Origin of the sequence: Klenkia marina, assembly GCF_900101025.1 — a bacterium.
GTDB lineage: Bacteria > Actinomycetota > Actinomycetes > Mycobacteriales > Geodermatophilaceae > Klenkia > Klenkia marina.
Genome location: NZ_FMUH01000001.1, coordinates 749,490 through 774,476, shown reverse-complemented (window position 1 = coordinate 774,476; position 24,987 = coordinate 749,490). Strand labels below are relative to the sequence as shown.

The 24,987-nt window shown below is 75.4% G+C and carries 20 protein-coding genes and 2 tRNA genes; 12 read left to right on the top strand and 10 right to left on the bottom strand.

Annotated elements, in window-relative coordinates; genetic code table 11:
• Positions 1-106: 106 nt before the first annotated feature.
• Together BLP29_RS21460 and BLP29_RS03890 are read left to right on the top strand one after the other, a co-directional pair.
• The gene (locus tag BLP29_RS21460) at positions 107-3,376 is read left to right on the top strand and encodes a PKD domain-containing protein (protein ID WP_092799902.1); all 3,270 of its coding nucleotides are present in this window, start codon (positions 107-109) and stop codon (positions 3,374-3,376) included.
• Between the two features lie 61 nt (positions 3,377-3,437).
• Positions 3,438-4,691 carry an MATE family efflux transporter gene (locus tag BLP29_RS03890; RefSeq protein ID WP_243469672.1) on the top strand — a complete coding sequence of 418 codons (1,254 nt, stop codon included), beginning with the start codon at positions 3,438-3,440 and terminating at the stop codon, positions 4,689-4,691.
• A 3-nt stretch (positions 4,692-4,694) separates the two neighbouring features.
• Here BLP29_RS03890 and BLP29_RS03885 read toward each other — a convergent pair whose 3' ends face one another.
• From BLP29_RS03885 to BLP29_RS03875, 3 genes are read right to left on the bottom strand one after another with little or no spacing between them, the layout of a single operon-like run.
• Positions 4,695-5,837 carry a glycosyltransferase gene (locus BLP29_RS03885; RefSeq protein WP_092800801.1) on the bottom strand — a complete coding sequence of 381 codons (1,143 nt, stop codon included), beginning with the start codon at positions 5,835-5,837 and terminating at the stop codon, positions 4,695-4,697.
• Positions 5,830-7,074 (bottom strand): hypothetical protein, encoded by a 1,245-nt coding sequence (locus BLP29_RS03880; protein WP_092799900.1) that lies wholly within the window; start codon positions 7,072-7,074, stop codon positions 5,830-5,832. The genes BLP29_RS03885 and BLP29_RS03880 overlap by 8 nt, the downstream gene beginning before the upstream one ends.
• Positions 7,071-8,585, bottom strand: coding sequence for a YveK family protein (locus tag BLP29_RS03875; RefSeq protein WP_133378999.1), 1,515 nt, complete (start codon positions 8,583-8,585; stop codon positions 7,071-7,073). The genes BLP29_RS03880 and BLP29_RS03875 overlap by 4 nt, the downstream gene beginning before the upstream one ends.
• A 309-nt stretch (positions 8,586-8,894) precedes the next feature.
• Here BLP29_RS03875 and BLP29_RS03870 point away from each other — a divergent pair, with 309 nt between their 5' ends.
• From BLP29_RS03870 to BLP29_RS03855, 4 genes are all read left to right on the top strand, one after another.
• Positions 8,895-9,356 (top strand): FAD synthase family protein, encoded by a 462-nt coding sequence (locus tag BLP29_RS03870; protein WP_092799896.1) that lies wholly within the window; start codon positions 8,895-8,897, stop codon positions 9,354-9,356.
• 87 nt (positions 9,357-9,443) lie between these two features.
• On the top strand, positions 9,444-10,187 hold the full coding sequence (locus BLP29_RS03865; RefSeq protein ID WP_092799894.1) for a hypothetical protein: 744 nt from the start codon (positions 9,444-9,446) through the stop codon (positions 10,185-10,187).
• Positions 10,188-10,227: 40 nt separating this feature from the next.
• Positions 10,228-11,547, top strand: a complete 1,320-nt coding sequence (locus BLP29_RS03860) for a UDP-glucose dehydrogenase family protein (RefSeq protein ID WP_092800800.1) — start codon at positions 10,228-10,230, stop codon at positions 11,545-11,547.
• 75 nt (positions 11,548-11,622) lie between these two features.
• Entirely contained in the window at positions 11,623-12,324 is a 702-nt protein-coding gene (locus tag BLP29_RS03855) for a hypothetical protein (RefSeq protein WP_092799892.1), read from the top strand.
• Here BLP29_RS03855 and BLP29_RS03850 read toward each other — a convergent pair.
• Together BLP29_RS03850 and BLP29_RS03845 are read right to left on the bottom strand one after the other, a co-directional pair.
• A complete protein-coding gene (locus tag BLP29_RS03850) occupies positions 12,321-13,349 on the bottom strand; it encodes a PHP domain-containing protein (protein WP_092799890.1) in 1,029 nt (342 codons plus the stop codon). The two genes, BLP29_RS03855 and BLP29_RS03850, sit on opposite strands and share 4 nt — an antisense overlap.
• Positions 13,346-13,936: a DoxX family protein gene (locus tag BLP29_RS03845; RefSeq protein ID WP_092799888.1), complete on the bottom strand. Its 591-nt coding sequence runs from the start codon at positions 13,934-13,936 to the stop codon at positions 13,346-13,348. The genes BLP29_RS03850 and BLP29_RS03845 overlap by 4 nt, the downstream gene beginning before the upstream one ends.
• A 149-nt stretch (positions 13,937-14,085) precedes the next feature.
• On the opposite strand from BLP29_RS03845, the gene BLP29_RS03840 reads away from it, so the two are divergent.
• Positions 14,086-14,733, top strand: a complete 648-nt coding sequence (locus tag BLP29_RS03840) for a hypothetical protein (protein WP_133378997.1) — start codon at positions 14,086-14,088, stop codon at positions 14,731-14,733.
• On the opposite strand, the gene BLP29_RS03835 is transcribed toward BLP29_RS03840, so the two are convergent.
• Complete coding sequence (locus BLP29_RS03835; RefSeq protein ID WP_207798280.1) at positions 14,715-16,157, bottom strand: bifunctional phosphatase PAP2/diacylglycerol kinase family protein; 1,443 nt, start codon at positions 16,155-16,157, stop codon at positions 14,715-14,717. The genes BLP29_RS03840 and BLP29_RS03835 overlap by 19 nt on opposite strands.
• Before the next feature lie 121 nt (positions 16,158-16,278).
• On the opposite strand from BLP29_RS03835, the gene BLP29_RS03830 reads away from it, so the two are divergent.
• Positions 16,279-17,310 (top strand): hypothetical protein, encoded by a 1,032-nt coding sequence (locus tag BLP29_RS03830; protein ID WP_092799884.1) that lies wholly within the window; start codon positions 16,279-16,281, stop codon positions 17,308-17,310.
• A gap of 104 nt (positions 17,311-17,414) precedes the next feature.
• On the opposite strand, the gene BLP29_RS03825 is transcribed toward BLP29_RS03830, so the two are convergent.
• Positions 17,415-17,945: a CGNR zinc finger domain-containing protein gene (locus tag BLP29_RS03825; protein ID WP_092799882.1), complete on the bottom strand. Its 531-nt coding sequence runs from the start codon at positions 17,943-17,945 to the stop codon at positions 17,415-17,417.
• Between the two features lie 140 nt (positions 17,946-18,085).
• Here BLP29_RS03825 and BLP29_RS03820 point away from each other — a divergent pair, with 140 nt between their 5' ends.
• From BLP29_RS03820 to BLP29_RS03805, 4 genes are all read left to right on the top strand, one after another.
• Positions 18,086-19,267 carry an MFS transporter gene (locus tag BLP29_RS03820; RefSeq protein ID WP_092799880.1) on the top strand — a complete coding sequence of 394 codons (1,182 nt, stop codon included), beginning with the start codon at positions 18,086-18,088 and terminating at the stop codon, positions 19,265-19,267.
• Between the two features lie 74 nt (positions 19,268-19,341).
• Positions 19,342-19,430: transfer RNA gene (locus BLP29_RS03815), tRNA-Ser, on the top strand.
• 21 nt (positions 19,431-19,451) lie between these two features.
• A tRNA-Arg gene (locus BLP29_RS03810) sits at positions 19,452-19,524 on the top strand.
• Positions 19,525-19,726: 202 nt separating this feature from the next.
• Positions 19,727-20,830, top strand: coding sequence for an ABC transporter ATP-binding protein (locus tag BLP29_RS03805; RefSeq protein WP_092799878.1), 1,104 nt, complete (start codon positions 19,727-19,729; stop codon positions 20,828-20,830).
• Here BLP29_RS03805 and BLP29_RS03800 read toward each other — a convergent pair.
• From BLP29_RS03800 to BLP29_RS03790, 3 genes are all read right to left on the bottom strand, one after another.
• A complete protein-coding gene (locus BLP29_RS03800; RefSeq protein ID WP_165839264.1) occupies positions 20,827-21,966 on the bottom strand; it encodes an ROK family protein in 1,140 nt (379 codons plus the stop codon). The two genes, BLP29_RS03805 and BLP29_RS03800, sit on opposite strands and share 4 nt — an antisense overlap.
• 8 nt (positions 21,967-21,974) lie before the next feature.
• The gene (locus tag BLP29_RS03795; protein WP_243469671.1) at positions 21,975-23,441 is read right to left on the bottom strand and encodes an NAD-dependent succinate-semialdehyde dehydrogenase; all 1,467 of its coding nucleotides are present in this window, start codon (positions 23,439-23,441) and stop codon (positions 21,975-21,977) included.
• Positions 23,442-23,595: 154 nt separating this feature from the next.
• Positions 23,596-24,987 carry an amino acid permease gene (locus BLP29_RS03790; protein ID WP_243469670.1) on the bottom strand — a complete coding sequence of 464 codons (1,392 nt, stop codon included), beginning with the start codon at positions 24,985-24,987 and terminating at the stop codon, positions 23,596-23,598.

Below are 24,987 nucleotides of genomic sequence, written 5' to 3'. Positions count from 1 at the left end.
CGTGATCCATCCCCCGGACGAGTACTACCGACGGTGACCGCCGGGGGGCACGCTCCTCCTCGGGCCGCACCCGGCCTCGCACTCCTCGTGGACGGTGGGATCCCTGATGCGCACTGCCGAGACCCTCGGTCGTCCGGCCCGGTTCCTGGTCGCGGCCCTGGCCGGCCTCGTCGCCGCCACCGTGGCCGGCGCACCCGCCCGGGCCGAGGGCCCCACCACTGCGGGCGGCTCGACCGCCCCGGCCACCACGGTCTCCGCCGACGCCCTGCCCACCGTGCAGGTGGACGGCGTCGTGTGGTCGCAGGTCGTCGTCGGGGACACCGTCTACGTCGCCGGTCGGTTCGCCAACGCCCGCCCGGCGGGTGCGGCCGCCGGCACGAACCTCACCCCGCGGGGCAACCTGCTGGCCTACGACATCCGCACCGGCGTCCTGGTGCCGGGCTGGGCGCCGACCCTCAACGCCCAAGCGCTCACCATCACCGCCTCGCCCGACGGCTCCCGCATCTACGTCGGCGGCGACTTCACCTCGGTCAACGGCGAGACCCGCCGCCGCATCGCCGCCCTCGACCCGGCCACCGGCGCTCTGGTCCCCGGGTTCGCCCCCGCCGTCACCGCCTCCGTGCGGGCCATCGCGGTCGCCGCCGACACGGTCTACGTCGGCGGCGACTTCAACGCCGTCGGCAGCGCCCCGCGCCTCCGGCTGGCCGCCTTCTCCACCGCCGGTCAGCTGCTGCCCTGGGCGCCGTCCACGGGCGTGGGGCGCAACCGCGACGGCAGCACTGCAGCCAGCGCCGCGGTCAGTTCCCTGGCGCTCACCGCCGGCCAGGTCGTCGTCGGCGGCCGGTTCGGGTCGATCAACGGCACCGCGACCAGCGGCGTCGGTGCGGTCGACGCCGCCACCGGCATCGTCCGGCCCTTCGCGATCGGGCAGCGGATCACCAACCAGGGCGACGACAGCGGCGTCACCAGCCTCACCACCGACGGCACCACCGTGTGGCTCTCGGCCTACGACTTCTCCGGCCCCGGCAACGCCGAGGGCGCGATCGCCGTGCGGGCCGACGGCGGCACCCTGGTCTGGGACGCCGACTGCCGCGGGGACACCTACTCCACCTTCCCGATGGGCGGCGCGGTCTACCTGGCCAGCCACGCCCACGTGTGCAGCAACATCGGTGGGTTCCCGGAGGTCACCCCGCGGGTCAGCCGGTTCGGCACCGCGCTGTCGCAGGCGGTGGCGGGCACGGTCGGCAACGGCACCTGGGGCAACACCGCCTTCCGCGGCGCCCCGGCGCCGGCGGTCATGGACTGGTACCCGCAGCTGACCCCCGGCACGGTCACCGGTCAGGGCCAGGCCGGGTGGAGCGTCACCGGCACCTCGCAGTACGTCGTCTACGGCGGGGAGTTCCCGCGGGTGAACGGCACCGGCCAGCAGGGCCTGGTGCGGTTCGCCGTCCGGCCCCTGGCGCCGAACAAGGTCGGCCCGGCCGCGGGCAGCCTGGCCGCGCCCACCGTCACCGCCACCGGCGCCGGCGCCCTGTCGGTCGCGCTGACCACCACGTCCGACCGCGACGACCGGTTCCTCACCTACGAGCTCTACCGCGACGGCGGCGCCACACCGGTGGCCAGCCAGTCGGTGGACTCACTGTTCTTCAAGCCGCAGACGGTCACCCTGGTCGACCGCCGGCAGGCGCCGCTCTCCACGCACTCCTACGTGGTGCGCGCGGTCGACACGACCGGCAACTCGGTGACCAGCCCGGCCACCTCGGGGACGGTCAGCGCCGAGCCGCTGCCCTCGCTGTACACCGAGCGCGTGGTCGCCGACGGCGCGATCTCGGCCTGGCCGCTGGGCACGGTCACCGGCGGGACGAGCCCCGACGCCACCGGCCGCGCGCCGCTGAGCGTGCCCGCGGCGGTCCGCCCCCAGGTCACCGGCGCGGTCGCCGACGACGCCTCGGGCTCCTTCCGGCTCGACGGCACGTCCTCCTCCCGCATGGTCGCGAGCTCGGCGGGCGCGGTGCGCAGCCCCTCGACCTTCTCCCTCGAACTCTGGTTCTCCACCACCTCCACCACCGGTGGTCGCCTCGCCGGCTTCGGCAGTTCCGCGAGCGGGTCGAACACCACCTACGACCGGCACGTCTACCTCGACGGGTCGGGCCGGGTCACCTTCGGCGTCACCTCGGGCTCCCGCCGCACGGTGACCAGCCCGGCCGGCTTGAACGACGGCGCCTGGCACCACGTGGTGGCGACCCTCGGCGCCGGCGGCATGACCCTGTGGGTCGACGGCACCCAGGTCGCGGCGAACGCCGCGGTCACCTCGGCCAGCAGCTACAACGGGTACTGGCAGGTCGGCGGCGGTCCGCTCACCTCCTGGCCCGGCGCCGGCCGCACCGACCTGGTGGGCTCGGTGGACGCGGTCGCGGTCTACCCGACGCAGCTCACCGCCGACACCATCGCGGCCCACCGCCGCACCGCGCTGCCCAACCGGGCCCCGACGGCCGCGTTCACCTCGACCACCACGGACCTCTCGGCGGCCCTCGACGCCGGCGCCTCCGCCGACACCGACGGCCGGGTCGTCTCCTGGAGCTGGGACCTCGGCGACGGCAGCAGCAGTGCCGGCGCGCAGGTCAGCCACGACTACGCCACCCCCGGCACCTACCGGGTCACGTTGACCGTGACCGACGACCGCGGTGCCGTCGGCACCACCGCGCAGGACGTCGTGGTCACCCGGCCCGCGGTCTGGGTCCTGGCCACCGACGCCTTCGCCCGGACGACGACCGGTGGCCTGGGCACGGCGGACACCGGCGGTGCCTGGACGACGGCCAACGGTGCATCCCGGCTGTCGGTGGACGGCGGCACAGCGGCCTTCGGTCTCACCGCGCCGGGCAACCTGACCGCGGCCCACCTGGGTGAGGTGTCCGCGGCGTCGGCCGACGTCTCCACCACGGTCACGCTGACCTCCGCGCCCACCGGTGGCGGCACCTCGGTGTACGTCACCCCACGCCGGGTGGGGGCCAACCTGGAGTACCGGGTGCGGCTGCGTTTCCTCACCGACGGAACCGTGCGCGCCGCGGTCACGAGGCTGGCGGGGACGGCCACCGAGGCCCTCGTGGGCGGCGAGGTCGTGGTGGTGACCGGCTACGTGCCCGGCCAGGCCCTCGCCGTGGACGTCGCGGCCGCCGGCTCGGGCACCACGACGGTGACAGGCACGGTCTGGGTGGCGGGCACCACCCGGCCCGAGGCGCCGTCGCTGAGCCGCACCGACGACACCGGGGCCCTGCAGGCCCCGGGCGGCGTGGGCCTGGCGGCCTACCTCACCGGGTCCTCGACCGCCGGGACCGTCGTCCGCTTCGGCCCGCTGACGGTCACCGCCGGCGCGTGACCTGCGCGCACCCGGGCGCGCCGGTGCCCCCCGCGGGCACCGGCGTGCTGGGGTGGGCACCGTGACCACCCCTGCTACGCCGGCCGCCGTCCCGGTGCCCGCTGCGCGCGCCGGTCGCGGCCGGCTGGTCGGCGCACTGGTCGGCCAGGGCACCCTCGCGCTGGCCGGGCTCGTCCTGCAGGTCGCCGCAGCGCGCGAGCTCGGCGCGGCCGGTCTGGCCGCCTTCTCCGTCGTCTACGGCGCGGTCGTGCTGGCCACCGCGGTCACCAGCGGGCTGGTCGGCGACTCCCTCACCGTGCTCGACAGGCACGACCCCGGCGTCCGCGCAGCGTTGCACAGGCTGGCGCTCGGCACCGCCGCCGGGACCGCGCTCGCCGGCGGCCTGTTCGTCGTCCTCACCGGCTGGGGATCGGTGTGGGCCGGGGTCTGGATCGGTGTCGCGACCCTGGCCTTCGTGCTGGAGGACCTGCTCCGCCGGCTGCTGCAGGCCACCGGTCGGTACTGGCGGTTGCCCGCCGTCGACCTGTCCGGCGCGGTGGCCGCGCTCGGAGTGCTGGTCGTGCTGCGGTCCGAGCGGTCGCTCGACGTCACCGACCTGTTCGTCGCCCTCGCCGTCGGTCAACTGGTCTCCTGCGCGGTCGCGCTCGTCCTGGTGCCCCGGGGGGAGCGGCCGGCGGGCCCGTGGCGCGGGGCCGCCGTCGGCACCGTGCTGGCGTTCGGGGTCTGGCGCGCCGCCGGGCAGACCGTGCGCCCGGCCACCCTCACCCTGCTCCGCCTGGTCGTCATCGGCGCTGCCGGTGCCGCCGCCTACGGCCCGGTCGAGGCGGCCCGGGTGCTCACCTCGCCCACCCTGGTGCTCGTCGCGGGCCTGGGTTCGTTCCTGCTGCCCTGGTTCGCCGGCGCCCGGCACCGTCCCGCCGCCGAGCTGCTGCGCCGGGCCGACCGGGCGGCGGTGGCCGCCGCGGCCGGAGTGGCCCTGGTCGTGGTCGTGGTCGTGGCGCTGCTGCCCTGGCTGGGCCCGCTGCTGTCGGCCGGGGACTACGCCGTGCCTGCGGTCGCGGTCGCCGGTTGGGGCGGCTACGCGGTCACCGGGGCGCTGCTGCTGCCCTACGCGGGCCTCGCGTCGGTGCATGGCGCGCAGCGGGCAGTGCTGGGCTGGCGAGCCGTCGAGATGGCGGCGCTGGTCGGTGTGCTCGTCCTGGTGGTGCTCCGCCCGGGGGCGGCCGACTGGGCGCCGGCCGTGCTCGCGCTCGGCCCGGTCGCCGCGGCGGCCGCCGTCCGGTGGCGGGTGCTGGTGCCGCGCAGCCGGGCCTGAGGCTCAGCGGGCCAGCTCGGCCACCTGCTCGACGACGGCCCGCCGGTAGCGGTCCGTGCTGAACCGCTCGACCGCCCGGGCCCGGCCGGCCGCGGCCAGCGCTGCGGCGGCGGGGCGGTCGGAGAGCAGATGCTGCACCGCGTCGGCCAGGGCGGCCGGGTCGTCCGGGGGCACCGACCGGCCGGTCTCCCCGTCGAGCACGATCTCGCGCAGGCCCTGCACCGCGCTGGCCACCACCGGGCGCAGTGCCAGCTGGCCCTCGACCGCGACGTTGCCGAACGGCTCGGCGCGCGAGGGCACGAGCACGACGTCGGCGCGAGCCAGGACCGGCCAGGTGGGGGAGGTGTACCCGGCGAGCTCGACGTGCCCGGCGAGGTCGGGCCGGGATGCCCGCTCGCGCAGCTGGTCCTCGAACCACTCGTAGCCGGGGAAGACGCTGCCGTGCAGCTCCAGCCGGACGTCCAGGCCGCGCCCGCGCAGCAGTGCGGTGGCCTCGACGGCGACGTCGCTGCCCTTGCGGGGGGCCAGCCGCCCGACCAGCACCAGGGTCGCGGGCCCGTCGGTGCCGGTGGCCGGCACGGGCTCGGTGGGCGGGCCGGCGATGCCGTTGTGCACCACGCGGGTGCGCGCGGCGAGGCCGCGGACGGCGTCGAGCACGGTGTCCCGGGCGGCGTGGCTGTTGACCACCACCCGCCGGGCCAACAGCAGCGGGGCGTTGAGCACGAAGCGCTGCCAGCGGGGCAGGTCGGACTCCGCCTCGTGGACGTGCACCAGGGCCGGCACGCGCAGCACCGCGGCCAGCGCCAGCCACGAGGGCACGGTGACGGTGTTGACGTAGACGACGTCGGGCCGCTCCCGGCGCAGCAGCCGCCACGCCGGGGGCAGCCAGCGCAGGGTGTCCCGCCCCAGGGTGAGCAGGCCGCGGGGCCGCAGCAGCGCCTTGCGCAGCACGGGCACGGGTAGCTGGACGACGTCGGCACCTGCGCCGCGCAGTGGCCCGGTCAGCGGGCCGTCGGCGGGGACGGTGACGGTGACGGCCCAGCCCTGGGCCACCAGGCCGTGGACGCTCTCGACCAGCTGCAGGTCGGAGCCGTAGACGTCGGAGGACGGGTGGGCGACGAGCACCCGGGGGGCGTGATCAGCCACGGAGGTGCACCGGTCCACGGTCGAGGGCGCCGGGCGCGAGGGTGCGGCCCAGCTGCGGAGGGGGTCGTTCGTGGGTGCCGCGCTCGCCGGCGAGGGACACCACCAGCAGCACGAGCAGCGCGGGGGTCGCGTCGAACAGCCCGCTCTCGAGCACGCTGCGCAGCACGACGAAGAACAGCAGCCCGGCGGCGACCGGCCACTGGACCGGCGGCAGCCGGCGCAGCCCGCGGGCGGAGGAGACCACCCAGCAGAGCGCGACCAGCGCGCCGACGAGGCCGGCCTGGACGACGACCGAGACCCAGCTGCTGTCCAGCAACTGCTCGTTCCACCACTGCCCGGCGACCGGGATGAGCTTGACCGAGAGACCGGCGCCGAAGGCCCACTGCCAGGCCGAGGAGGCGAAGTCCAGCGCGGCGCCCCAGGCGATGAGGCGTGAGTCCAGGGTGCTGTTGCCCGAGGCGTCCGTGCGGTCGGCGAACGAGCTGACCGCGTCGGTCGAGGCCAGCAGCAGGGCACCGGCGGCGACCGCGAGGCCGAGCCCGACCACCAGGCCGACCTGTGGGCGCCTCAGCCGGGTCGCGGCGATGGCCACGGCGAGCAGCAGGACGGCCAGCGAGGTGCGCGAGCCGGTGAGCCAGAGCACGCCGAGCGCGGTCACTGCGACGGCGGCCTGCAGGCCCGTGCCCCGGCCGAGGACGGTGGGCCAGGCGGCGCCGATGACGACGACCCCGGCCAGCAGCGCGATCTCGTTGGGGTTCAACGGCGGGATGCCGCCGAACAGTCGCCCGCCGGCCAGCACCGACGGCACGCCGGACACCGCCGCCACTCCGCCGACGATGCCGCAGGACCACACGACCGCCGTCAGCACGACGGCCGGTCCCAGGGCGCGGACCAGCAGGCGGACGGTGACCGCGAGGATGGCCACCCGGACCGCGACCACCGCCGACGGCACCAGCGTGCCGTGGCCGAGGGCGCCGAGCACGGAGGCGACGAGGACGACGGCCAGCACCCACATGCCACCGGTGCCGACCCGGCGCCCGGCGGTGGAGCGCTGGTCGAGCCGGAACGCCAGGGCCAGCGCAGCCACGCTGACCAGCGCCTTCGTGGCCACCACCGGGTCGACACCCCCGGAGAACACGTCACCGCGACGCCACGCCACGCTGCCGACCACCACGAGCAGGACGGGCAGCAGCGCGGCCGCCCGGGGTCGGGCCAGCAGCGGCGCGGTGTCGCTCACCGGTCCTGCGCGGGCGGGATGCGGACGGTGACCTGGCTCCGGTTGTTCCGGGACAGCGCCGGCACCCGGCGGGAGGAGCCGGCCACCCGGTTGCTGCGGACCGGGGTGACGGTCGGTCGGTCGCCGTGGGGGCGACCCGGCCTGGCCGGCACCGCACCCGGGCGGTCCTCGGCGGTGGGCTCGGACGTCGTGGGACCGGCGGGCGTCGGGGACGTCGGGGACGTCGTCGGCGAGGTGAGCCGGGCCCAGCCGGTGTCGTCGGCGGACGGGCGGCGGGTGGCGGCCTGCCGGGCCGGGGCCGGCGGGGACGCCGGGGTCGTCGCGGGGGCCACGGACCCGGAGGTGTGGTCGGGACCACCCCTGTGCCCCGGTGCGGTGAACACCACGCCGACGGTGACGGCCTCGACGCCGTCCAGCAGCTGACCGAGCTCGAAGACGTCGACCCGGTCCGCAGACCCCGGTGGGCACACGACGACCACGCCGTCGCTGCCGCTCACCTCCGCCCGCCAGGTCGTCAGCGCGGCGTCCGGGGCGACGGTGCTGAAGACGACGTCGGGACGTCGACCGGACGCCGGCGCGGCGTCGCCCTGCTCGTCGTCGCCTGCGGCGTCACGGGGTGCAGCGCTCGCAGGGCCCTCGGCGTCGGGCGTCGAGGCGGCGGGGGTCGCCGGCTGGTCCGTGCTCTCCACGAGCAGGCCGCGGCGGGTCAGCACGTCGGTGAGGTCGGCGGTCAGGTCGGCCACCGCCGGGGTGGCCCGGTCGTTGGGCGCCACGATGAGCACCCGCACCGGGCCGTCCTGCGCCCGGCGCTCCACCCGGCGGGCGAGGACCTGCGCGGCGCGGTCGCCGGGCTCGCGCCGGCCGCGGGTGGAGAGCACGTCGGGCACGGTGGCGCCCCAGGCGGACCGGACGTCGTCCGGCGTCCACACCCGGGTGTCCCACCGGTCGCGGACGACCGCGGCGGCGATGCCGGTGCCCAACCCGCACACCAGGCCGAGCGCGACGAGCAGGGAGACCTGCGGACTGGTCGGCGAGGTGGGGACGGTGGCCGGGTTGGTGACGGTCAGGGTGACCGGGCTGCTCCCCGACCCGGTGGTCTCCAGACGCTCGACGGCGGAGCTGAACTCCTCGGCGACCGCATCGGCGATGTCGGCGGCCTGCCGCGGGTCGTCCACGGTGACCGAGATGTTGATCTGCGAGGTGTCGACCGGGTTCTCCGCGTCGACCGCGGCGCGCAGCTGTGCCAGGGACATGTCCAGGCCGAGGGTGTCGCGGACCGGGTCAAGGACCTCAGCACTGCTGGCGACGTCGGGGTAGCTCTTCACCCGCTGCTGCAGGAACGAGGGGCTGACGTTCTCGGTGGTGCTGGACACGAAGACCTCGGTCTGCGCGGTCCAGGTCCTGGGCGTCAGCAGCGCGGCGGACAACGCGACCAGCAAGCAGGCCAGCAGGCACACCGCCAGCCACCGCCAACGCCGTCCCACCACCGCGACGTACTCGCGCAGCTCCACCCCGGGCCTCCGTGACGATCGACTCCCCGTGACCCAGCGGCCACGTCCAGTGCAGGAACCTACGGCGGGCAACCGCTCCGCGGCTGTTCCGAGGCGGGGTCGGCCACCCGATCGGGGGAGAGGGCTCCCCGTACCGGAGTCGATGGTGCCAGACTGCGGCTCACTCTCGGTGGTCGTCTGGCCACCGTCACCCTGCGTTGAGCAGCCAACTCTTCCGGGTGAGTGGCCGTGCCCCCGTGCCGGACGCTACGCAGAGTGGTCGCCGTCGCCTACGCTGTCCGTGCTCCACCTGAAGCTCTGGAGGATCCCTTGCCCGTCATCGGGTACGCGCCCGGCGCCTACGACCTGTTCCACATCGGCCACCTCAACGTGCTGCGGCACGCGGCCCAGCACTGCGACCACCTCATCGCCGGGGTCGTCGCCGACGAGGTGCTGGAGCAGACCAAGGGCCGGCTGCCGGTCATCCCGCTGGCCGAGCGCATGGAGATCGTGGCTGCTCTGCGCTTCGTCGACCAGGTGCACGCCGAGGTCGTCCCGGACAAGGTCGAGACCTGGCGGCAGGTCGGCGGGTTCGACGTCATCTTCAAGGGCGACGACTGGCGGGGCACCGAGAAGGGTGACCGGCTCGAGACCGACTTCGGCGCCCTCGGCGTCCGGGTGCACTACTTCCCGTACACGATGCACACCTCGAGCACGATCCTGCGGCGGGCCCTCGACGCCATCGACGCCCCCGAGCCGGTCGGCCGGGTCGCCCGCGCGTTGACCTCCTGAGGCGGCCGGGACGGACCGGTCACCCACACGGGTGCACGCACGGTGAGCCTGCGTGCACGGGGCGTCCCTGACCGGTAGGCAGACCGGGTGACCGGGACCCAGCTGCACCCCCCGCTGCCCACGGCGGGCGGACCCCGCTGGCGGGTCCCCGTGCCCCCGTGGGCCCGGGCCGCCGCGCTGCTGCTGGTCGGTGCCGAGCTGCTCGGCTACGGCCTCCGCGTGCTGGGAGCCCCACGCGCCATCAGCCACCCGCTGTCGATGGAGCTGCCGTTCTCCTTGCCGCGGATGCTCATCGCGACGGTGTTCGTGCTGGCGGCCGTCGCGGCGGCGACCGGTGCCGCCCGGCTGCCCCGGCGCCGGTCGTGGTGGACCGCCGTCGCGCTGCTGTGCACCCTCGCCGCCCTGGTGAAGGTCGGCAGCACCGTGCACCGTGCGGTGCTGGAGGCGGTCGACGGGTACGCCCACCCGCTCCGCACGGTCCTCGGCTCGGCGGCGGTGGGAGCCGTCGTCCTCGCCGGTCTGTTCCGGTTGAGCCGCGACGAGCGCCGCGACCGGCGCCGGGTGCTGCGCTGGCTGGCCGCCTACGGGTTCGCCGCCGGCGGACTGACCGTCCCGTCGGCGCTGGCCGAGGGGGCGTGGGGGCACGGCAGCGCGCTGACCGCCACCTTCGTCCTCGTCGAGGAGAGCGCCGAGGCGCTCGCCGCGCTCGGTGTGCTCGTCGCCGTCCTGGTGGGCTGTGCGCCGCGCCTGGTCTTCCCGGCCGCACGCGGGCTCCGTCGCGCGGACGACGTCGGCGGCCCCGTGCCCGACCGACGAGCGCAGGGAGCCTGACAGGATCGGTGCCGACGCGCTCGTCGACGGTGGGGACATCATGGACATCTCGGTGATCGGCTGCGGCTACCTGGGCGCGGTGCACGCGGCCTCGATGGCGCAGCTGGGCCACGACGTGGTGGGCATCGAGGTCGACGTCCCCAAGGCCGAGCTGTTGGCCTCGGGCACGGCGCCCTTCCACGAGCCGGGGTTCGAGACGCTGCTGAAGGACTCGTTGGCCTCGGGGCGGCTGCGGTTCTCCTCCGACATGGCCGATGCGGCTGGCTCGCAGGTCCACTTCGTGTGCGTGGGGACCCCGCAGAAGCGCGGGGAGTACGCCGCCGACCTGCGCTACGTGGAGTCCGCGACCGAGTCGTTGACAGACGTGCTGGCCCCGGGTGAGCTGGTGGTCGGCAAGTCGACGGTGCCGGTGGGCACCGCGGCGCGGCTGGCCGAGCTGGTGACCGGCAAGGTGCCCGGGGCGTTGCTGGCGTGGAACCCCGAGTTCCTGCGGGAGGGCTTCGCCGTGCAGGACACCCTCCACCCGGACCGGTTGGTCTACGGCCTGCCGGCCGGCACCGACGGCGACACCGCGCGGGCGCTGCTGGACGAGGTGTACGCCACGATCGTCGCCGACGGGACCCCGCAGGTGGTCACCGACTACGCCACCGCCGAGATGGTGAAGACCGCGGCCAACTCGTTCCTGGCCACCAAGATCTCCTTCATCAACGCGATGGCCGAGCTGTGCGAGGCCACCGGCGCCGACGTCAAGCAGCTGGCCGACGCGATCGGCTACGACGACCGCATCGGCCGCAAGTTCCTCAACGCCGGGCTCGGCTTCGGTGGTGGGTGCCTGCCCAAGGACATCCGGGCGTTCATGGCGCGGGCGGGGGAGCTGGGCGCCGACCAGGCGCTCACCTTCCTGCGCGAGGTCGACAACATCAACATGCGTCGCCGCATCCGCATGGTCGAGCTGGCCCGCGAGGTCTGCGACGGGTCACTGCTGGGCAAGCGCATCGCGGTGCTGGGAGCGGCGTTCAAGCCCGACTCCGACGACATCCGCGACTCCCCGGCGCTGAACGTGGCCGCCCAGCTGCAGCTGCAGGGCGCCACCGTGCGGGTCACCGACCCCGCGGCGAACGAGAACATCCGCCGGTCCTGGCCGCAGCTGGAGGTCGTGGAGACCGCCGAGGAAGCTGCGCACCGGGCCGACGCCGTCCTGGTGCTCACCGAGTGGAAGCAGTTCCGCGAGCTCGACCCGGTCGCCTTCGGCCAGGTGGTGGCCCGCAAGGCCGTGCTCGACGGGCGGCAGGCGCTGGACCGGGACACCTGGGTGGCGGCCGGCTGGTCCTACCGGGCGTTGGGCCGCCGCGCCGGCTGACCGCGCTCACCCGCCCGGGGGACCCGGGACCACCGAGCCCTCCGGCGGCGGTGCCGGCCGGTCGAGCACCCTGAGGTGCGCACCACCCAGGACGTCGCCCGCCCGCTGACCGGCACGGCCCACCCCGAGCCGCTGCCGGGGCTGGTGCATGCCGCCCTGGCGCTGCCGCTGCGCCGCCCGGTGGCGACCACCGCAGCGCTCGCCGGGTGCGTCGTGCTGGCCGAGTCCGTCGGCCTGGCGACCCGGGTGGCCTGCCGCGCAACCGCCTGCGCGCCGTGGACCGACCGGTTCGACCTCGACGCCCTCGGGTCGGTGCCCCGCCTGCTCGTCACGTCCGTGCTGACCGTCGTCGCCCTGTGCTGCGGGTGGGCGGTGCTGCGCGCCGGCCGGCAGGGGGCCGGCCTCTGGTGGGCGACCCTCGCGCTGGGCACCGGCACCCTCGCGGCCGCGAAGGCCACCTCCCTGCACTCGGTGCTCGAGGCGCGGCTGCCCGGCGCCCAGCTGGTGTTCTTGGCGGTCAGCCTGGCCGGGCTCGCCGTGGCCGTGCTCAGCGGCCGCTGGGTCCGGCGAGGCACCCGGGTGGCAGTGGTGACCTGGCTGGCGCTCTACGCGTCGGCCTCGGTCGGTCTCGGGGCGGTGTCGGTGCTGCTGGCCGGGGTGTCGACCCTGGCCGGCGACCTGTCCAGCTGGGTCGAGGAGACCGCCGAGGGCCTCTCCGCCGCCGGATTGCTGGTGGTCGTCGCCGCCCAGGCCCGCGAGGTCTCCCGCCGCGCCTAGCGGGCCAGCAGCTCGCCTGCTGTCCGCGTGTTGATCACCCGCTCCGCCGTGATGCCCGCCGCGGCGGCCCGCTCGCAACCGGCGCCCTGCCAGTCGAGCTGACCCGGCGCGTGCGCGTCGGTGTCGATCGCGAACTCGCACCCGAGGTCGGCGGCCAGCTGCAGCAGCCGGGACGGCGGGTCCAGCCGCTCGGGCCGGGAGTTGATCTCGACGGCGGTGCCGTGCTCGACGCAGGCGCGGAACACGGCCTCGGCGTCGAACTCGCTCTCGGGCCGCGGCTTCTGCGACTTCCCGCCCTTCTGGGTGCGCTCGACCAGCAGCCGCCCGGTGCAGTGCCCCAGGACGTCGGTGTGCGGGTTCGCCACCGCTGCCAGCATGCGCGGGGTCATCTGGGACGCCGGGGCGCGCAGCTCGGAGTGCACGCTGGCCACCACGACGTCGACCCGGGCCAGCAGCTCGTCGGTCTGGTCGAGGGTGCCGTCGGCGTTGATGTCGCACTCGATGCCGGTGAGGATCCGGAACGGGGCGAGCTCCTCGTTCAGCTCGGCCACGACGTCGAGCTGGCGGGCCAGCCGTTCGGCGCTCAGCCCGTTGGCGACGGTCAGCCGGGGGGAGTGGTCGGTCAGCGCCAGGTACTCGTGCCCGATGCCGATCGCGGCCAGCGCCATCTCGCGGATCGGGCTGCCGCCGTCGCTCCACTCGGAGTGCGTGTGCAGGTCCCCGCGCAGCGCCTGGCGCAGCTCCCCGGCCGCGCCCTCGAGCGTCGTCGGCGGGTGCTGGGCCTTGAGGCCGGCCAGGTACTCGGGTTCCTCGCCGGCGTGCGCCTGCACCACGACGGCGGCGGTCTTCGCCCCGATGCCCTTGAGGTCGGTCAGCGTGCGCGTGCGGATGCGCCGGTCGAGCTCGGCGTCGGACAACCCGTCGACGACGTGCGCCGCGGTGCGGAAGGCCGACACCCGGTAGGTGGGTTCGCGGGCGCGCTCCAGGAGGAACGCGATCCTCCGGAGCGCGTCCGCGGGGGTCACGAGAGCCCGATCTCCTTGCCGACCTTCTTCGCCTGCTTCTTCAGCTTGCGCTGGGTGCGGCCGCGGGAGGCCTTCTTCTGCGCCTTCTCGGCCTTCTTCTGGGCCTTCTCGAACTTGGCCTCGGCCTGGGCGACGGCCTTGTCCGACGCGCGGCGCACCCGCCAGCCGGCCGACGGCTTGCCCTCGGTGTCGACGGCGGCGATGAGCAGCCCGCCCAGCAACCCGGCGTTCTTCAGGAAGTGCGCCTGGTTGCTGAACTTCTGCTCGGGGTCGCTGTCCTCCCAGAAGCGGTGCCCGGCCAGCGTGGTGGGCACGATCGACCCGGCCAGCGCGAGCGCCGACAGCCGCGGGAAGCGGCCCAGCGCGAACAGCACACCGGCGCCGACCTTCACACCGGCGTCGATCTTGACCCACTGCTCGACGTCGCGGGGCACCTGCACCGGGAGCTGCTCGTCGGCGGCCTTGGTGATCTGCTCGACGATCGGCTTCGCCCCGGGCACCCGGCTGCCGGGGTTGCGCAGCGTGTCGATCCCCCCGTAGACGAACGAGGCGGCGAGCAGTGGACGGGCGATCCTGCGGACCAGCATGGGAGACCTCTTCCCTCGACGGCAGTCGGCGGGTCCGGTGCCCGTTCGGACGGACGGCGAACCCTCGTCGCGACCGTAGTGACCCCGGCTGCCCGCCGCCCGGGGAAGGCCGGCAGCGGATCGTCGCACCAGGCGTCCACACTCGGGCGATGACCAGTGGCCGGGTGCGGGACGACACCTGGCTCTGGGCGCTGCTCGGCCTGGCGGTGGGGCTCTTCGGGGTCGGCTTCGTCGTCCGGTGGCGGTGCACGGCGGGCGCCTGCCCGCTGGCCGGCCACCTGTGGCTGCTCGACCTCGACGCCGTCGGCGGGCTGCCGCGGCTGTTCACCACCTCCCTCTTCATCGCCTCGACGGTCGTCGCCGTGCTGGCGGTGACCCGCACCGCGGGACGGCGCGCGCTGTGGTGGACGGCGATCGCGCTGGCCGGGGTCGGGCTGGTGGGCGCCAAGCTGCTGAGCGCCCACTCGGTGCTGGAGCGCACGGACGGCGCCGGCCCCACCCTCGTCGGCGGCGTCGTGGCCAGCGTGCTCGGCCTGCCCGTGCTGGCCGCGCTCGGCCGCGCCTGGCGGGTGCCCGGCTCGCGGGACGTCGTGCTGGCGCTGGCGGTCTACGCCCTGGCCGCGCTGGGCCTGGACCGGGTGACCGCGGTCGTGGTGGCTCTGGACCCGCACCCGTTCGCGATGGCCGCGGCGACGACCGTCGAGGAGCTGGGCGAGGCCCTGGCCGCCCTGGCGCTGCTCGCCGTCCTTGTGCGCCGGCTGCCCGAGCGGCCCGCGCGTCACCGCTCCGAGCGGTAGACCACCAGCCGCTGGCGCTTGGTGAAGACGAACTCGGTGGCCGGGTCGCCGGTCTCGCCGTCGAAGGCCACCGCCTGCGGGCCCGACAGCGAGCGCACCGTCAGCTTCTGCACCTGGAACTGCCGGTAGGAGCGGCTGCGCTCGCTGGCCCCCAGCAGGGTCGCCAGCACGGCCCGGGTGCGGCCGAACCGGAGGTCGGCGCGCAGGTACTGCACGTCGAGCAGGCCGTCCTCCAGTGACGGTCGCCAGGCCGGGGACAGCCCGCGCGGGGTGTAGACGCCGTTGCCGACGAAGAGGATCCAGGCGTCGATGCGCCGGCCGTCGACCTCGAGCCGCACGGGCCGGCCGGTGCGCAGCACCTGCCCGGCCGCCACGGTGAGCGCCAGCCACTTGCCCAGCCGGCCCGACAGCGCATCGCGGCGGCGCACCATCTCGGGGTAGGCCCCGATGCTCGCGGTGTTGAGGAACGGGGTGCCGTTGACCGCCGCGACGTCGACCAGCACGCCGTCGCCGGCCTCGACCGCCCGGGCCGCCTCGACCGGGGTGGCCACGCCGACGTCCCGAGCGAAGTGGTTGAGCGTGCCCGCCGGCAGGACCGCCAGCGGCAGGCCGTGCTCCAGCGCCACCGCCGCGGCCGCGGCGACCGACCCGTCGCCGCCGGCCACGCCCAGCGCCCGGGCGCCGTCGCGCACGGCCCGCTGGAGGACGTCGGTGACCGAGTGCTCGGCGTCGATGTCCACCACCACTGCCCCCGGCAGCAGCTCGCCGATGTCGGCCGAGGGGTCGTAGTCGGCGTCGCCGGAGCGCGGGTTGACCGCCACCACCAGGCCCTCGCCGCGGGGGAGCGCCGGGGCCCGCTCGGTGGGCCGCACCTCGGCAGGCGTGGTCGGCCGGCGCGGCCACCAGTGCTGCGACGCCGCCGCGACCGCCCCGCCCACGGCCATGCCCGCCAGCACGTCGCCGGGGTAGTGCACCCCGACGTGCACCCGCGAGTACCCGACCCCGAGCGCCACCGGGGCCACCAGCCCACCCAGCAGCGGGCTCTCCATCGCCACCCCGGTGGCGAACGCGGCCGCCGACGCCGAGTGACCGCTGGGGAAGGACAGCGTGTGCGGCGCCCGGTCGAGCATGCGGTCGGTGGAGACCCCGCCCGGCTCGGGCCGGACCCGGCCGAACGCGGGCTTGAGGACGACGTTGACCAGCGCGCTGGAGACCAGCAGCGACCCGGCCCCGCGCACCGCCGCCCGGCGCGGTGCACCCCGCTTCGTGCCGAGCACCGCCGCGACCCCCATCCACAGCTTGCCGTGGTCGGCCGCCTGGCTCAGTCGCCGCAGCACGCCGTCCACCGGGCTGGCCGGCAGCCGGCCGATCCGGGCCTGCAGCCGGGCGTCGAGGCGGCGGGGGAGGGATCGCTTCGAGGCCACGTCCGCGGACGGTAGACGGCCCACCCCGGAGGGGTGAGATCGCACCCCGGGGGGTGAGGTGCCGACCGGGACCGGTCGATGCCAGCAGTACCAGACCCCCACCTGATCGAGGGATCCTCCCGTGCGCACCCGCCCCGCCCTGCTGCCCCTCCTCGCCACCTCGGTGGCCGGCGTGCTCCTCGGCGCCGTCGTCGCCGCCGGTCCCGCGTCGGCCGACCCGGTCGCGGCCACGCCGAGCGCGGGGCCCTCCACCTCGGCGCCCGCCGACCCGTCGACCGCGCCGCCGAGCACCCCGGTGGTCCCCAGCCCGGTGCCCGAGCCCGAGCCGGTGCCCACCCCCGAGCCCGTCGCCCCTCCCGTGGTCGCCGAGCCGCCGGCCCCGGTCGCCGCGCCCGCCCCGGTCGCGGCCCCCGTCGTCGACTCCGCCCCCGTGGCCGCGCCGACCCGCAGGACACCGCAGGTCGCGGTGGCGCCGGTCGCGCCGGTCGAGGTCCCCGAGCAGCCGACCACCGGCGGGTCCGCCCAGGCCGGCACCGCCGCCGCCCTCGCCGCCGAGGCCGCCACCGGCGCCCGCGGCGGGGCGCAGTCAGCCGCCGAGGCCGAGGCCGGGGCCCTGCTGGTGCAGGGTTACCTGGTGCGGGCCCAGCGTGCCGGCGCCGTCGCCCTGGACGCCCCCGAGGACGTCCTGGACGCCGCGCTCGCCGAGGCCCGGACCGTCGCCGGTCTGCTCGCCGACCAGGACGCCGCCGTGGCCGCCTCGCTCACCGCCGCGCAGCAGGCCCAGGCGCGCGCCGCCGACCTGCTCGACCAGGTGCGCGCCCTGCCGCAGACCGCGGCCGGCGTCGCCGACCAGACCGCCTACGCCCAGCAGGTGGTCGCCGCCGCCGGGGTGTCGGTGGACCGCGCCGCCACCGCGCAGGTCGCCGTCGCCGCCGCTGCCGGGCCGGTGACCGACGTCGTCGACACCCTGACCGCCCGCGCCGCCCGCCTGGACCCGGCGTCGGCGGCGGAGCAGCTGCCGGACGCCGCGGCGGTCTACGCCCTCGGTGCGGTCGTCGTCCTCGGGTTCGGCGTGGCCGGGACTGCCGCGGTGAGCGCCCGCCGCACCACCGTCCGCCGCCGCATGGCCGCCCGCCGCGCCGCCTTCGCCTAGTCGTCCCCGCCGCCCGCACGCAGAGGCGGGCATGGGAGCCCTCCCCCCACGGATCGACCGCATCCGTGGGGGAGGGGCTTCCTTGCCTCAGCGGGTGGGGCGGCTCAGCCCTTCTGGCGGGCGCGGTAGGCGGCCACCGTCGAGCGGCTCGAGCAGGTGTTGGAGCAGTAGCGGCGGCTGCCGTTGCGCGAGGTGTCCAGGTAGACGTTGCCGCAGCCCTCGGCCGCGCAGACGCCCAGGCGCTGCCACCCGTGCTGCACGACCACCTGCGACAGCCCCATGGCCACCGTGGTGGTCAGCTGCTCGAGCGCCCCGGCCCCGGGTGCGGCGTAGTGCAGGTGCAGCGAGCCGTCGTGGTCGGTGGCGTAGGGCTTGGGGCTGGCCACCGCCAGCAGCGCGTTGAGCCGCTCGACCACCTCGGTCTCCGACGACGCCACCGCCACCTCCCGCACCAGGTCCCCGGTGGTCGCGGCGGCCTTCGACTCCCGGCGCGAGAGCTCGAGCACGGTGCCGTCGGTGAACCACTCGTGGTGCGCGGCGCAGAAGGTCGACGCCCACGCCTCGTCGGCGCGGTCGGCGTTGGCGAGGTCCACCGCGAGCTCGAGGGCGTCGGAGCCGTAGCCGTCGTAGTCCATCTCACATCCCTGACTGGGTGTAGGCGGTCATGGTGCTTTGACTCCCTACGCTCGATCTCGTAGCGTCAGGAATGCGTAGGGACTCAACCGGAGTTGACTCCCTACGATTCCCCTCCAGACCGTTCGAAGCGAGCTCAGTCATGCGTCAGTACCTCACCGTGTGGCGGCTTCCCTCCGCGCCGGTGCTGCTCGTCGCCGGTTTCGCCGGCCGGTTGCCGTCCGCCATGGTCCCCCTCGCGCTGCTCCTGATGGTGCAGCAGCAGACCGGTTCCTACGCGGTCGCCGGACTGGCCTCGGCCACCTACGGCATCGCGATGGCCGTGATGGCCCCGGTGCTCGGGCGGCTGGCCGACCGTCGCGGGCCCCGCCTGGTGCTCCTCACCCAGTCGATCACCTACCCGCTGCTGCTGGCCGTGCTGGCCGCCGCGGTGTTGACCTCCACGAGCACCGCGGTGATCCTGGCCGCCTCGGCCGCGGCCGGGCTCTCCACCCCGCTGGTCAGCGGCACCGTGCGCGCCCTGTGGTCGCGGGTCGACGAGCGCGTGCGCCCGACCGCCTTCGCCCTCGACGCCACCACCACCGAGCTGGTCTTCGTCGCCGGCCCCACCACGGTGGCCACGCTGACCCTGCTGGCCAGCCCGGTCGCGGCCATCGCGCTCGCCGGGGTGTTCACCGTCGTCGGCACGCTGGGCATCGCGTTCTCCGGGGCCATGCGCGCCTGGCGGCCGGTGGTCGCCGTCCAGAAGAGCCTGTTCGCCACCGTCACGGTGCCCGGCATGCCGCGCGTGCTGGTCAGCGGCACCGCGCTGATGCTCGGGTTCGGCGCGATCGAGGTCGCCGTCCCGGCGTTCGCCGACGCCGCCGGCTCGCCGGGGCTCTCCGGCGTCCTGCTCGGCGTGTGGTCGCTCGGGTCGGTCGCCGGGGGGCTGTGGTTCGGCGCCCGGGTGCTGTCGACGTCGCTGCCGCGGCTCTACCGCTGGGGCCTGCTGGGGACGACGATCGGCATGCTGCCCCTCGCCGCCGTGTCGAGCCCGCTGCTGCTGGGCGCCCTGCTCTTCCTCGGCGGCACGGCCATCGCACCCACGCTGACCGTGCAGAGCTCGCTGGTCGGGTCGATCGCCCCGGCCGACGCCACCACCGAGGCCTTCACCTGGCTGTCGACCATCGCCTTCGGCGCCTCGGCCGTCGGCGCGGCGATCGGCGGTGCCCTGGTGGAGACCTCCTACGGCGTCGGGGGCGCATTGGTGCTGGCCACGGCCGCGGCGGCGCTGGCCGTCGTCGTCACCCTCCTGCCCGGACGGCGGGTGCCGGCGCTGGCGTGACACCCCCTCGTGGCGCCGGGGAGGGGCGCTGGTATCGTTCCTCCTCGGTGCTTCCGGGGAGACCTGGGGGCCCGGGAGGCTTCGCCTAGTCCGGTCTATGGCGCCGCACTGCTAATGCGGTTTGGGTTTTGGCCCATCCCGGGTTCAAATCCCGGAGCCTCCGCGCCACACAACTGAACACCACGCACCCGTAGCTCAACGGATAGAGCATCTGACTACGGATCAGAAGGTTAGGGGTTCGAATCCCTTCGGGTGCACGTCAGGTTGAGACAGCCGTCGGCCCCCGCGCTCCTCGCGAGTGCGGGGGCCGACGTCTTCCCGGGGCCCGGTAGCCGAGAGTTCCGTCGCGGAACCTCCGCTCGCACGAGGGCCCCGGGGCGGGCTGGTGTGTGCCTATGGTCTGCCCGGCTGCGGGCGTGCCCCCGGTCACACGCCCCCGCCCCGAGAGGACCTCCCGCCATGGCGTCGATCACCTACGACCAGGCCACCCTGCAGTACCCCGGCGCCGACAAGCCCTCGGTCAACGCCCTGGACCTCGAGATCGCCGACGGCGAGTTCCTCGTGCTCGTGGGCCCCTCGGGCTGCGGCAAGTCGACCTCGCTGCGCATGCTGGCCGGCCTCGAGGACGTCACCGACGGCAGCATCCGCATCGGCGACCGCGACGTCACCCACGTGGCGCCGAAGGACCGCGACATCGCGATGGTGTTCCAGAACTACGCGCTGTACCCGCACATGACCGTCGCGGACAACATGGGCTTCGCGCTCAAGATCGCCGGCATGGGCAAGTCCGACATCCGCACCCGGGTGGAGGAGGCCGCGAAGGTCCTCGACCTCACCGAGTACCTCGACCGCAAGCCCAAGGCGCTCTCGGGCGGTCAGCGCCAGCGCGTGGCCATGGGGCGGGCCATCGTGCGCAACCCGCAGGCCTTCCTCATGGACGAGCCGCTCTCGAACCTCGACGCCAAGCTGCGCGTGCAGACCCGCACCGAGATCGCCGCGCTGCAGCGCCGGCTGGGCACCACCACCGTCTACGTCACCCACGACCAGGTCGAGGCCATGACCATGGGCGACCGCGTGGCGGTGCTCAAGGACGGCTTCCTCCAGCAGGTCGACACCCCGCGCAACCTCTACGACAAGCCCGACAACGTCTTCGTCGCCGGCTTCATCGGGTCCCCGGCCATGAACCTCGTCGACGTGCAGCTCACCGGCGACGGCGCCACCGTGGGCGGGCGGCCCGTCCCGCTGCGCCGCTCCGCGCTCGCCGCGCTGTCGGCGCAGGGCCAGACGTCGGCCACCATCGGGTTCCGCCCCGAGGCCACCTCGCTCACCTCCGCCGAGGACGGCATCCCCTTCGAGGTCACGGTCGTCGAGGAGCTGGGCTCGGACGCCTTCGCCTACGGCAACTTCCCCGGCGCGCAGACCGAGGCCGGCCGCGACCGCCTGGTCACCGTGCGGATCCCCGGGCGTCAGGTGCCCATGAAGGGCGAGACCGTGCACCTGCAGGTCGTGCCCGACGAGCTGCACGTGTTCAACCCCGAGACCGGCCAGCGCATCACGGACTAGTGGGCCGCCTCAGGCCCCGCGAGCCAGCGGGGGCCCGAGGCGAACTCCACCACGGCCGCGCCGGCCGCACCCCGGGCCCACGCGTACGGGTCGGGGTCCCGCACGGTGAACTCCACGGCGGGCGAGCGCGGGTCGCGGTGCTCGTCGACCGCGGCCTGCAGGCTCTCGTAGCCCACCACGGCCAGGTCCGCGCCCTCCCCGTCGACCACCACCTGGACGACGCCGGTGGTGCCGGAGACCAGCGCGACCAGCCGGCCCAGGTGGGCGGCGGCGTCGTCGACCACCCGCCGGGCGCGGTCCACCCGGTCGACGGCGTCGACCAGCAGGTCGCGCCAGGTGACCGGCCGCCCGTAGGCCACGTGCGCGGCGGCCAGCAGCGCCGGCACCGTCACCAGGGCACCGGCGCACCCGCGGTGGCCCTGCGGGCAGCGCGGCCCCCCGGGCTCGATCGGCAGGTGCCCGACCAGCTGCGGCCCGGCCGTGCGGACGACGGCGTCGCCCACGACCAGGCCGTAGCCCACCCGGGTGTCCAGCGTGAGCAGCGCGAACGCCGGCTGCTCGCGGCCCAGCCCGAACCAGTGCTCGGTGGCGGCCAGGCAGGCGACGTCGTCGTCGACGACCACGGGCCCACCGGTGTGCGCGGCCACCAGCGCGGCCAGGTCGACCCCGGGCCGCCAGTCCAGGGCATCGGCCTGCAGCACCCGGCCCGCGCCGTCGGCCACCCCGGCGAGTGCGACGCCCACCCCGGTCGGCGGGCCGCCCAGCTCCTCGACCAGCCCGGCGACCGCGGCGGCGACCTGTGCCGGTGCCGTCCCGGTCAGCGGCCGGTGGGCCCGGCGGCGCACCTGGGCCCGCAGGTCGGTGGCCACCGCCCAGGCGCCGGTGCCGGTGACCGAGACGCCGACGAACCGGTGCGGGTCGAGGACGACGTCCAGCGGGCGGGTGGGCCGCCGGGTCGCCGGGTCGGTCACCGGGGTGGTCTCGACCAGCACCCCGGCGTCCAGCAGGGGCTTGCCCAGCCGGGTCAGGCTGCCGGCCGACAGCCCCAGGGCACGGGCGACGGCGCCGCGCGGCGCCGGCCCGTGCCGCAGCACGTGCACCGCGACCTGGCGGACGCTGTCGTCAAGGTCGGGCACCGCGGGCGTCAGAGCGGGAAGCTGACGTACTTCGTCGTCAGGTACTCGCCGATGCCCTCGTGCCCGCCCTCGCGGCCCAGGCCCGACTGCTTGACGCCGCCGAAGGGGGCCGCCGGGTCGCTGACCACGCCGCGGTTGATGCCGACCATGCCGGTCTCCAGCGCCTCGGCCAGCCGCAGGCCGCGGGCCAGGTCGCCGGTGTAGACGTAGGCGACCAGGCCGTAGGGGGTGGCGTTGGCCAGGGTCAGCACCTGCTCGTCGGTGTCGAAGGTGGCGATCGGGGCGACCGGGCCGAAGGTCTCCTCGGTCATGGCCGCGGCGTCGGTGGGGACGTCGACCAGCACGGTGGGCGGGTAGAAGAAGCCCGCGCCCTCGGGGCGGGTGCCCCCGGTGACCACCCGCGCGCCGGCGCCCACGGTGTCGGTGACGATGCGGTCGACCTTGGCCACGGTCTCCTCGTTGACCAGCGGGCCGAGGGTGACGCCGTCGTCCGAGCCGCGGCCCACGGTCATCGCGCCCATGCGGGCCGCCAGCTTCTCGGCGAAGGCCGACGCGACGCCCGATTGCACGTAGAAGCGGTTGGCCGCGGTGCAGGCCTCGCCGCCGTTGCGCATCTTGGCCAGCATCGCGCCGTCGACGGCCGCGTCGAGGTCGGCGTCGTCGCACACCACGAACGGCGCGTTGCCGCCGAGCTCCATCGAGCTGACCATCACCTTGTCGGCGGCCTGCCGGAGCAGGATCTTCCCGACCTCGGTCGACCCGGTGAAGCTGATCTTGCGCACGCGGTCGTCGTCCATCGCGGTGGCGACGACGTCCTTCGCGTTCATCGTCGGGATGACGTTGACCACGCCGTCGGGCACCCCGGCCTCGGTGAGCACCTGGGCGAGCAGCAGCGCGGTGAGCGGGGTGTCCTCGGCGGGCTTGACCACGCTGGTGCAGCCGGCGGCGATGGCCGGGCCGAGCTTGCGGGTGAGCATGGCGGCGGGGAAGTTCCACGGCGTCACGAGCAGGCAGACGCCGACCGGCTGGTGGGTGACCACGGTGCGGGTGCCGCCGGCGGGGGCGACGCGGTAGTCGCCGTCGATGCGCACGGCCTCCTCGGCGAACCAGCGGAAGAACTCGGCGGCGTAGGTGAGCTCGGCGCGGGCGTCGGGCAGCGCCTTGCCGTTCTCCCGCGACATGAGCAGCGCGAACTCCTCGCCGCGCTCGACCAGGATCTCGAAGGCGCGGCGCAGCATCTCCGACCGCTTGCGCGGGGCGGTCGCGGCGAAGCCGGGCAGGGCGGCGTGCGCTGCCCCGACCGCGGCCAGCACGTCCTCGGAGGTGCCGTCGGCGACCTGGGCCAGCACCGAGCCGTCGGCGGGGTCGAGCACGTCGAAGGTCGCCCCGGACGACGACGCCTGCCACTGCCCGCCGACGAACAGGCCGGTGGGCACGGGGGTCTGGACGCCGGGGACGCTCGCGGTGGTGGTCACGCGGTCACCCTAGATCCGGGGTCGCAGCTGTGGGGCGGGGCTGTGGGGCGGGGCGCCGGGCCTGGCGGTCTGGCCGCGTTGGTCGGTCTCGCTCAGCGGTGAGGAGCCATTCATCTGCCGGCTGCCCCGCCCACGACCACTGTGACCCACGCCACTACGCGCCGTCAACCCCGTCCCGGAGTGTCGAGTGCTTCCGCGCGTAGGTCACGTAGACCACCGCCGCGAGCGCCAGCCAGCCGGCGAACAGCGCGAACGTCGTCCCCGACAGCCCGGCGACGAGGTACAGGCAGAACAGCACCGACAGCACGGGGACGACGGGGTAGCCCGGCACCCGGAACCCGCGCGGGAGGTCGGGGGCGGTGCGGCGCAGCACGACCACGCCCACCGACACCACCGCGAAGGCCACCAGGGTGCCCATCGACGTGAGGTCGACCAGGAAGTCCAGCGGCAGGAAGCCGGCCAGCGCGCCGACGAACAGCGCGACCAGCACCGTCCCGCGCACCGGGGTGCGGGTGCGCGGGTGCAGCCGGGAGAAGACCGCGGGCACCATGCCGTCGCGGCTCATCGCGTAGAGGATGCGGGTCTGGCCGTAGAGCGTCACCAGCGTGACCGAGAAGATCGAGACGACCGCACCGGCGGCCAGCACGATGCCCGGCCAGCTCGCCCCGGTCACCCGTTCGAGGATGACCGCGAGCCCGGCCGTCTGGCCCTCGAAGTCCGCCGCCGGCTGGGCCCCGACCGCGGCGAGGGCGACCAGCAGGTAGACGACGGTGACCACCACCAGGGCGCCGATGATCGCCCGGGGCAGGGTGCGCCGAGGGTCGCGCACCTCCTCGCCGGCGGTGGAGACCGCATCGAGGCCGATGAAGGAGAAGAAGATCGACGAGGCGGCGGCGCTGATGCCGGCGATGCCCAGCGGGGCGAAGGGCGTGAGGTTGCCGCTGTCGAACCCGGTGAGCGCCAGGACGACGAACAGCAGGAGCACCCCCACCTTGACCACGACCATCACCGCGTTGACCGTCGCCGACTCGCTGGCCCCGCGGACCAGCAGCAGCGCGCACAGGGCGACCAGCACCACGGCCGGCAGGTTGACCACGCCGCCGGCGCCCGGGGCCGCGGCCAGCGCGGCGGGGATCGACCAGCCCAGGGTGTCGCCGAGCAGCTGGTCCAGGTACTCCGACCAGCCGACGCTCACCGCCGCCGAGCTGACCGCGTACTCGAGCACCAGGCACCAGCCCACGACGTAGGCGACCAGCTCGCCCAGCGTGGCGTACGCGTAGGAGTAGGAGGACCCCGACGCCGGGATCGTCGAGGCCAGCTCGGCGTAGCAGAGCGCGGTGAACCCGGCGGTCACCGCCGCCAGCACGAACCCCACCGTGACCGCGGGCCCGGCCTCGGGCACCGCGGTGGTCAGCACGAAGAAGATGCCGGTGCCGATGGTGGCGCCGATGCCCAGGGCCATGAGGCCGAACGTGCCGATGCTGCGGGTCAGCCCGTCGGCGGGTTCGGCCGTCACCGGCTTGCGGCGGAGCAGCTGCGAGGTCAC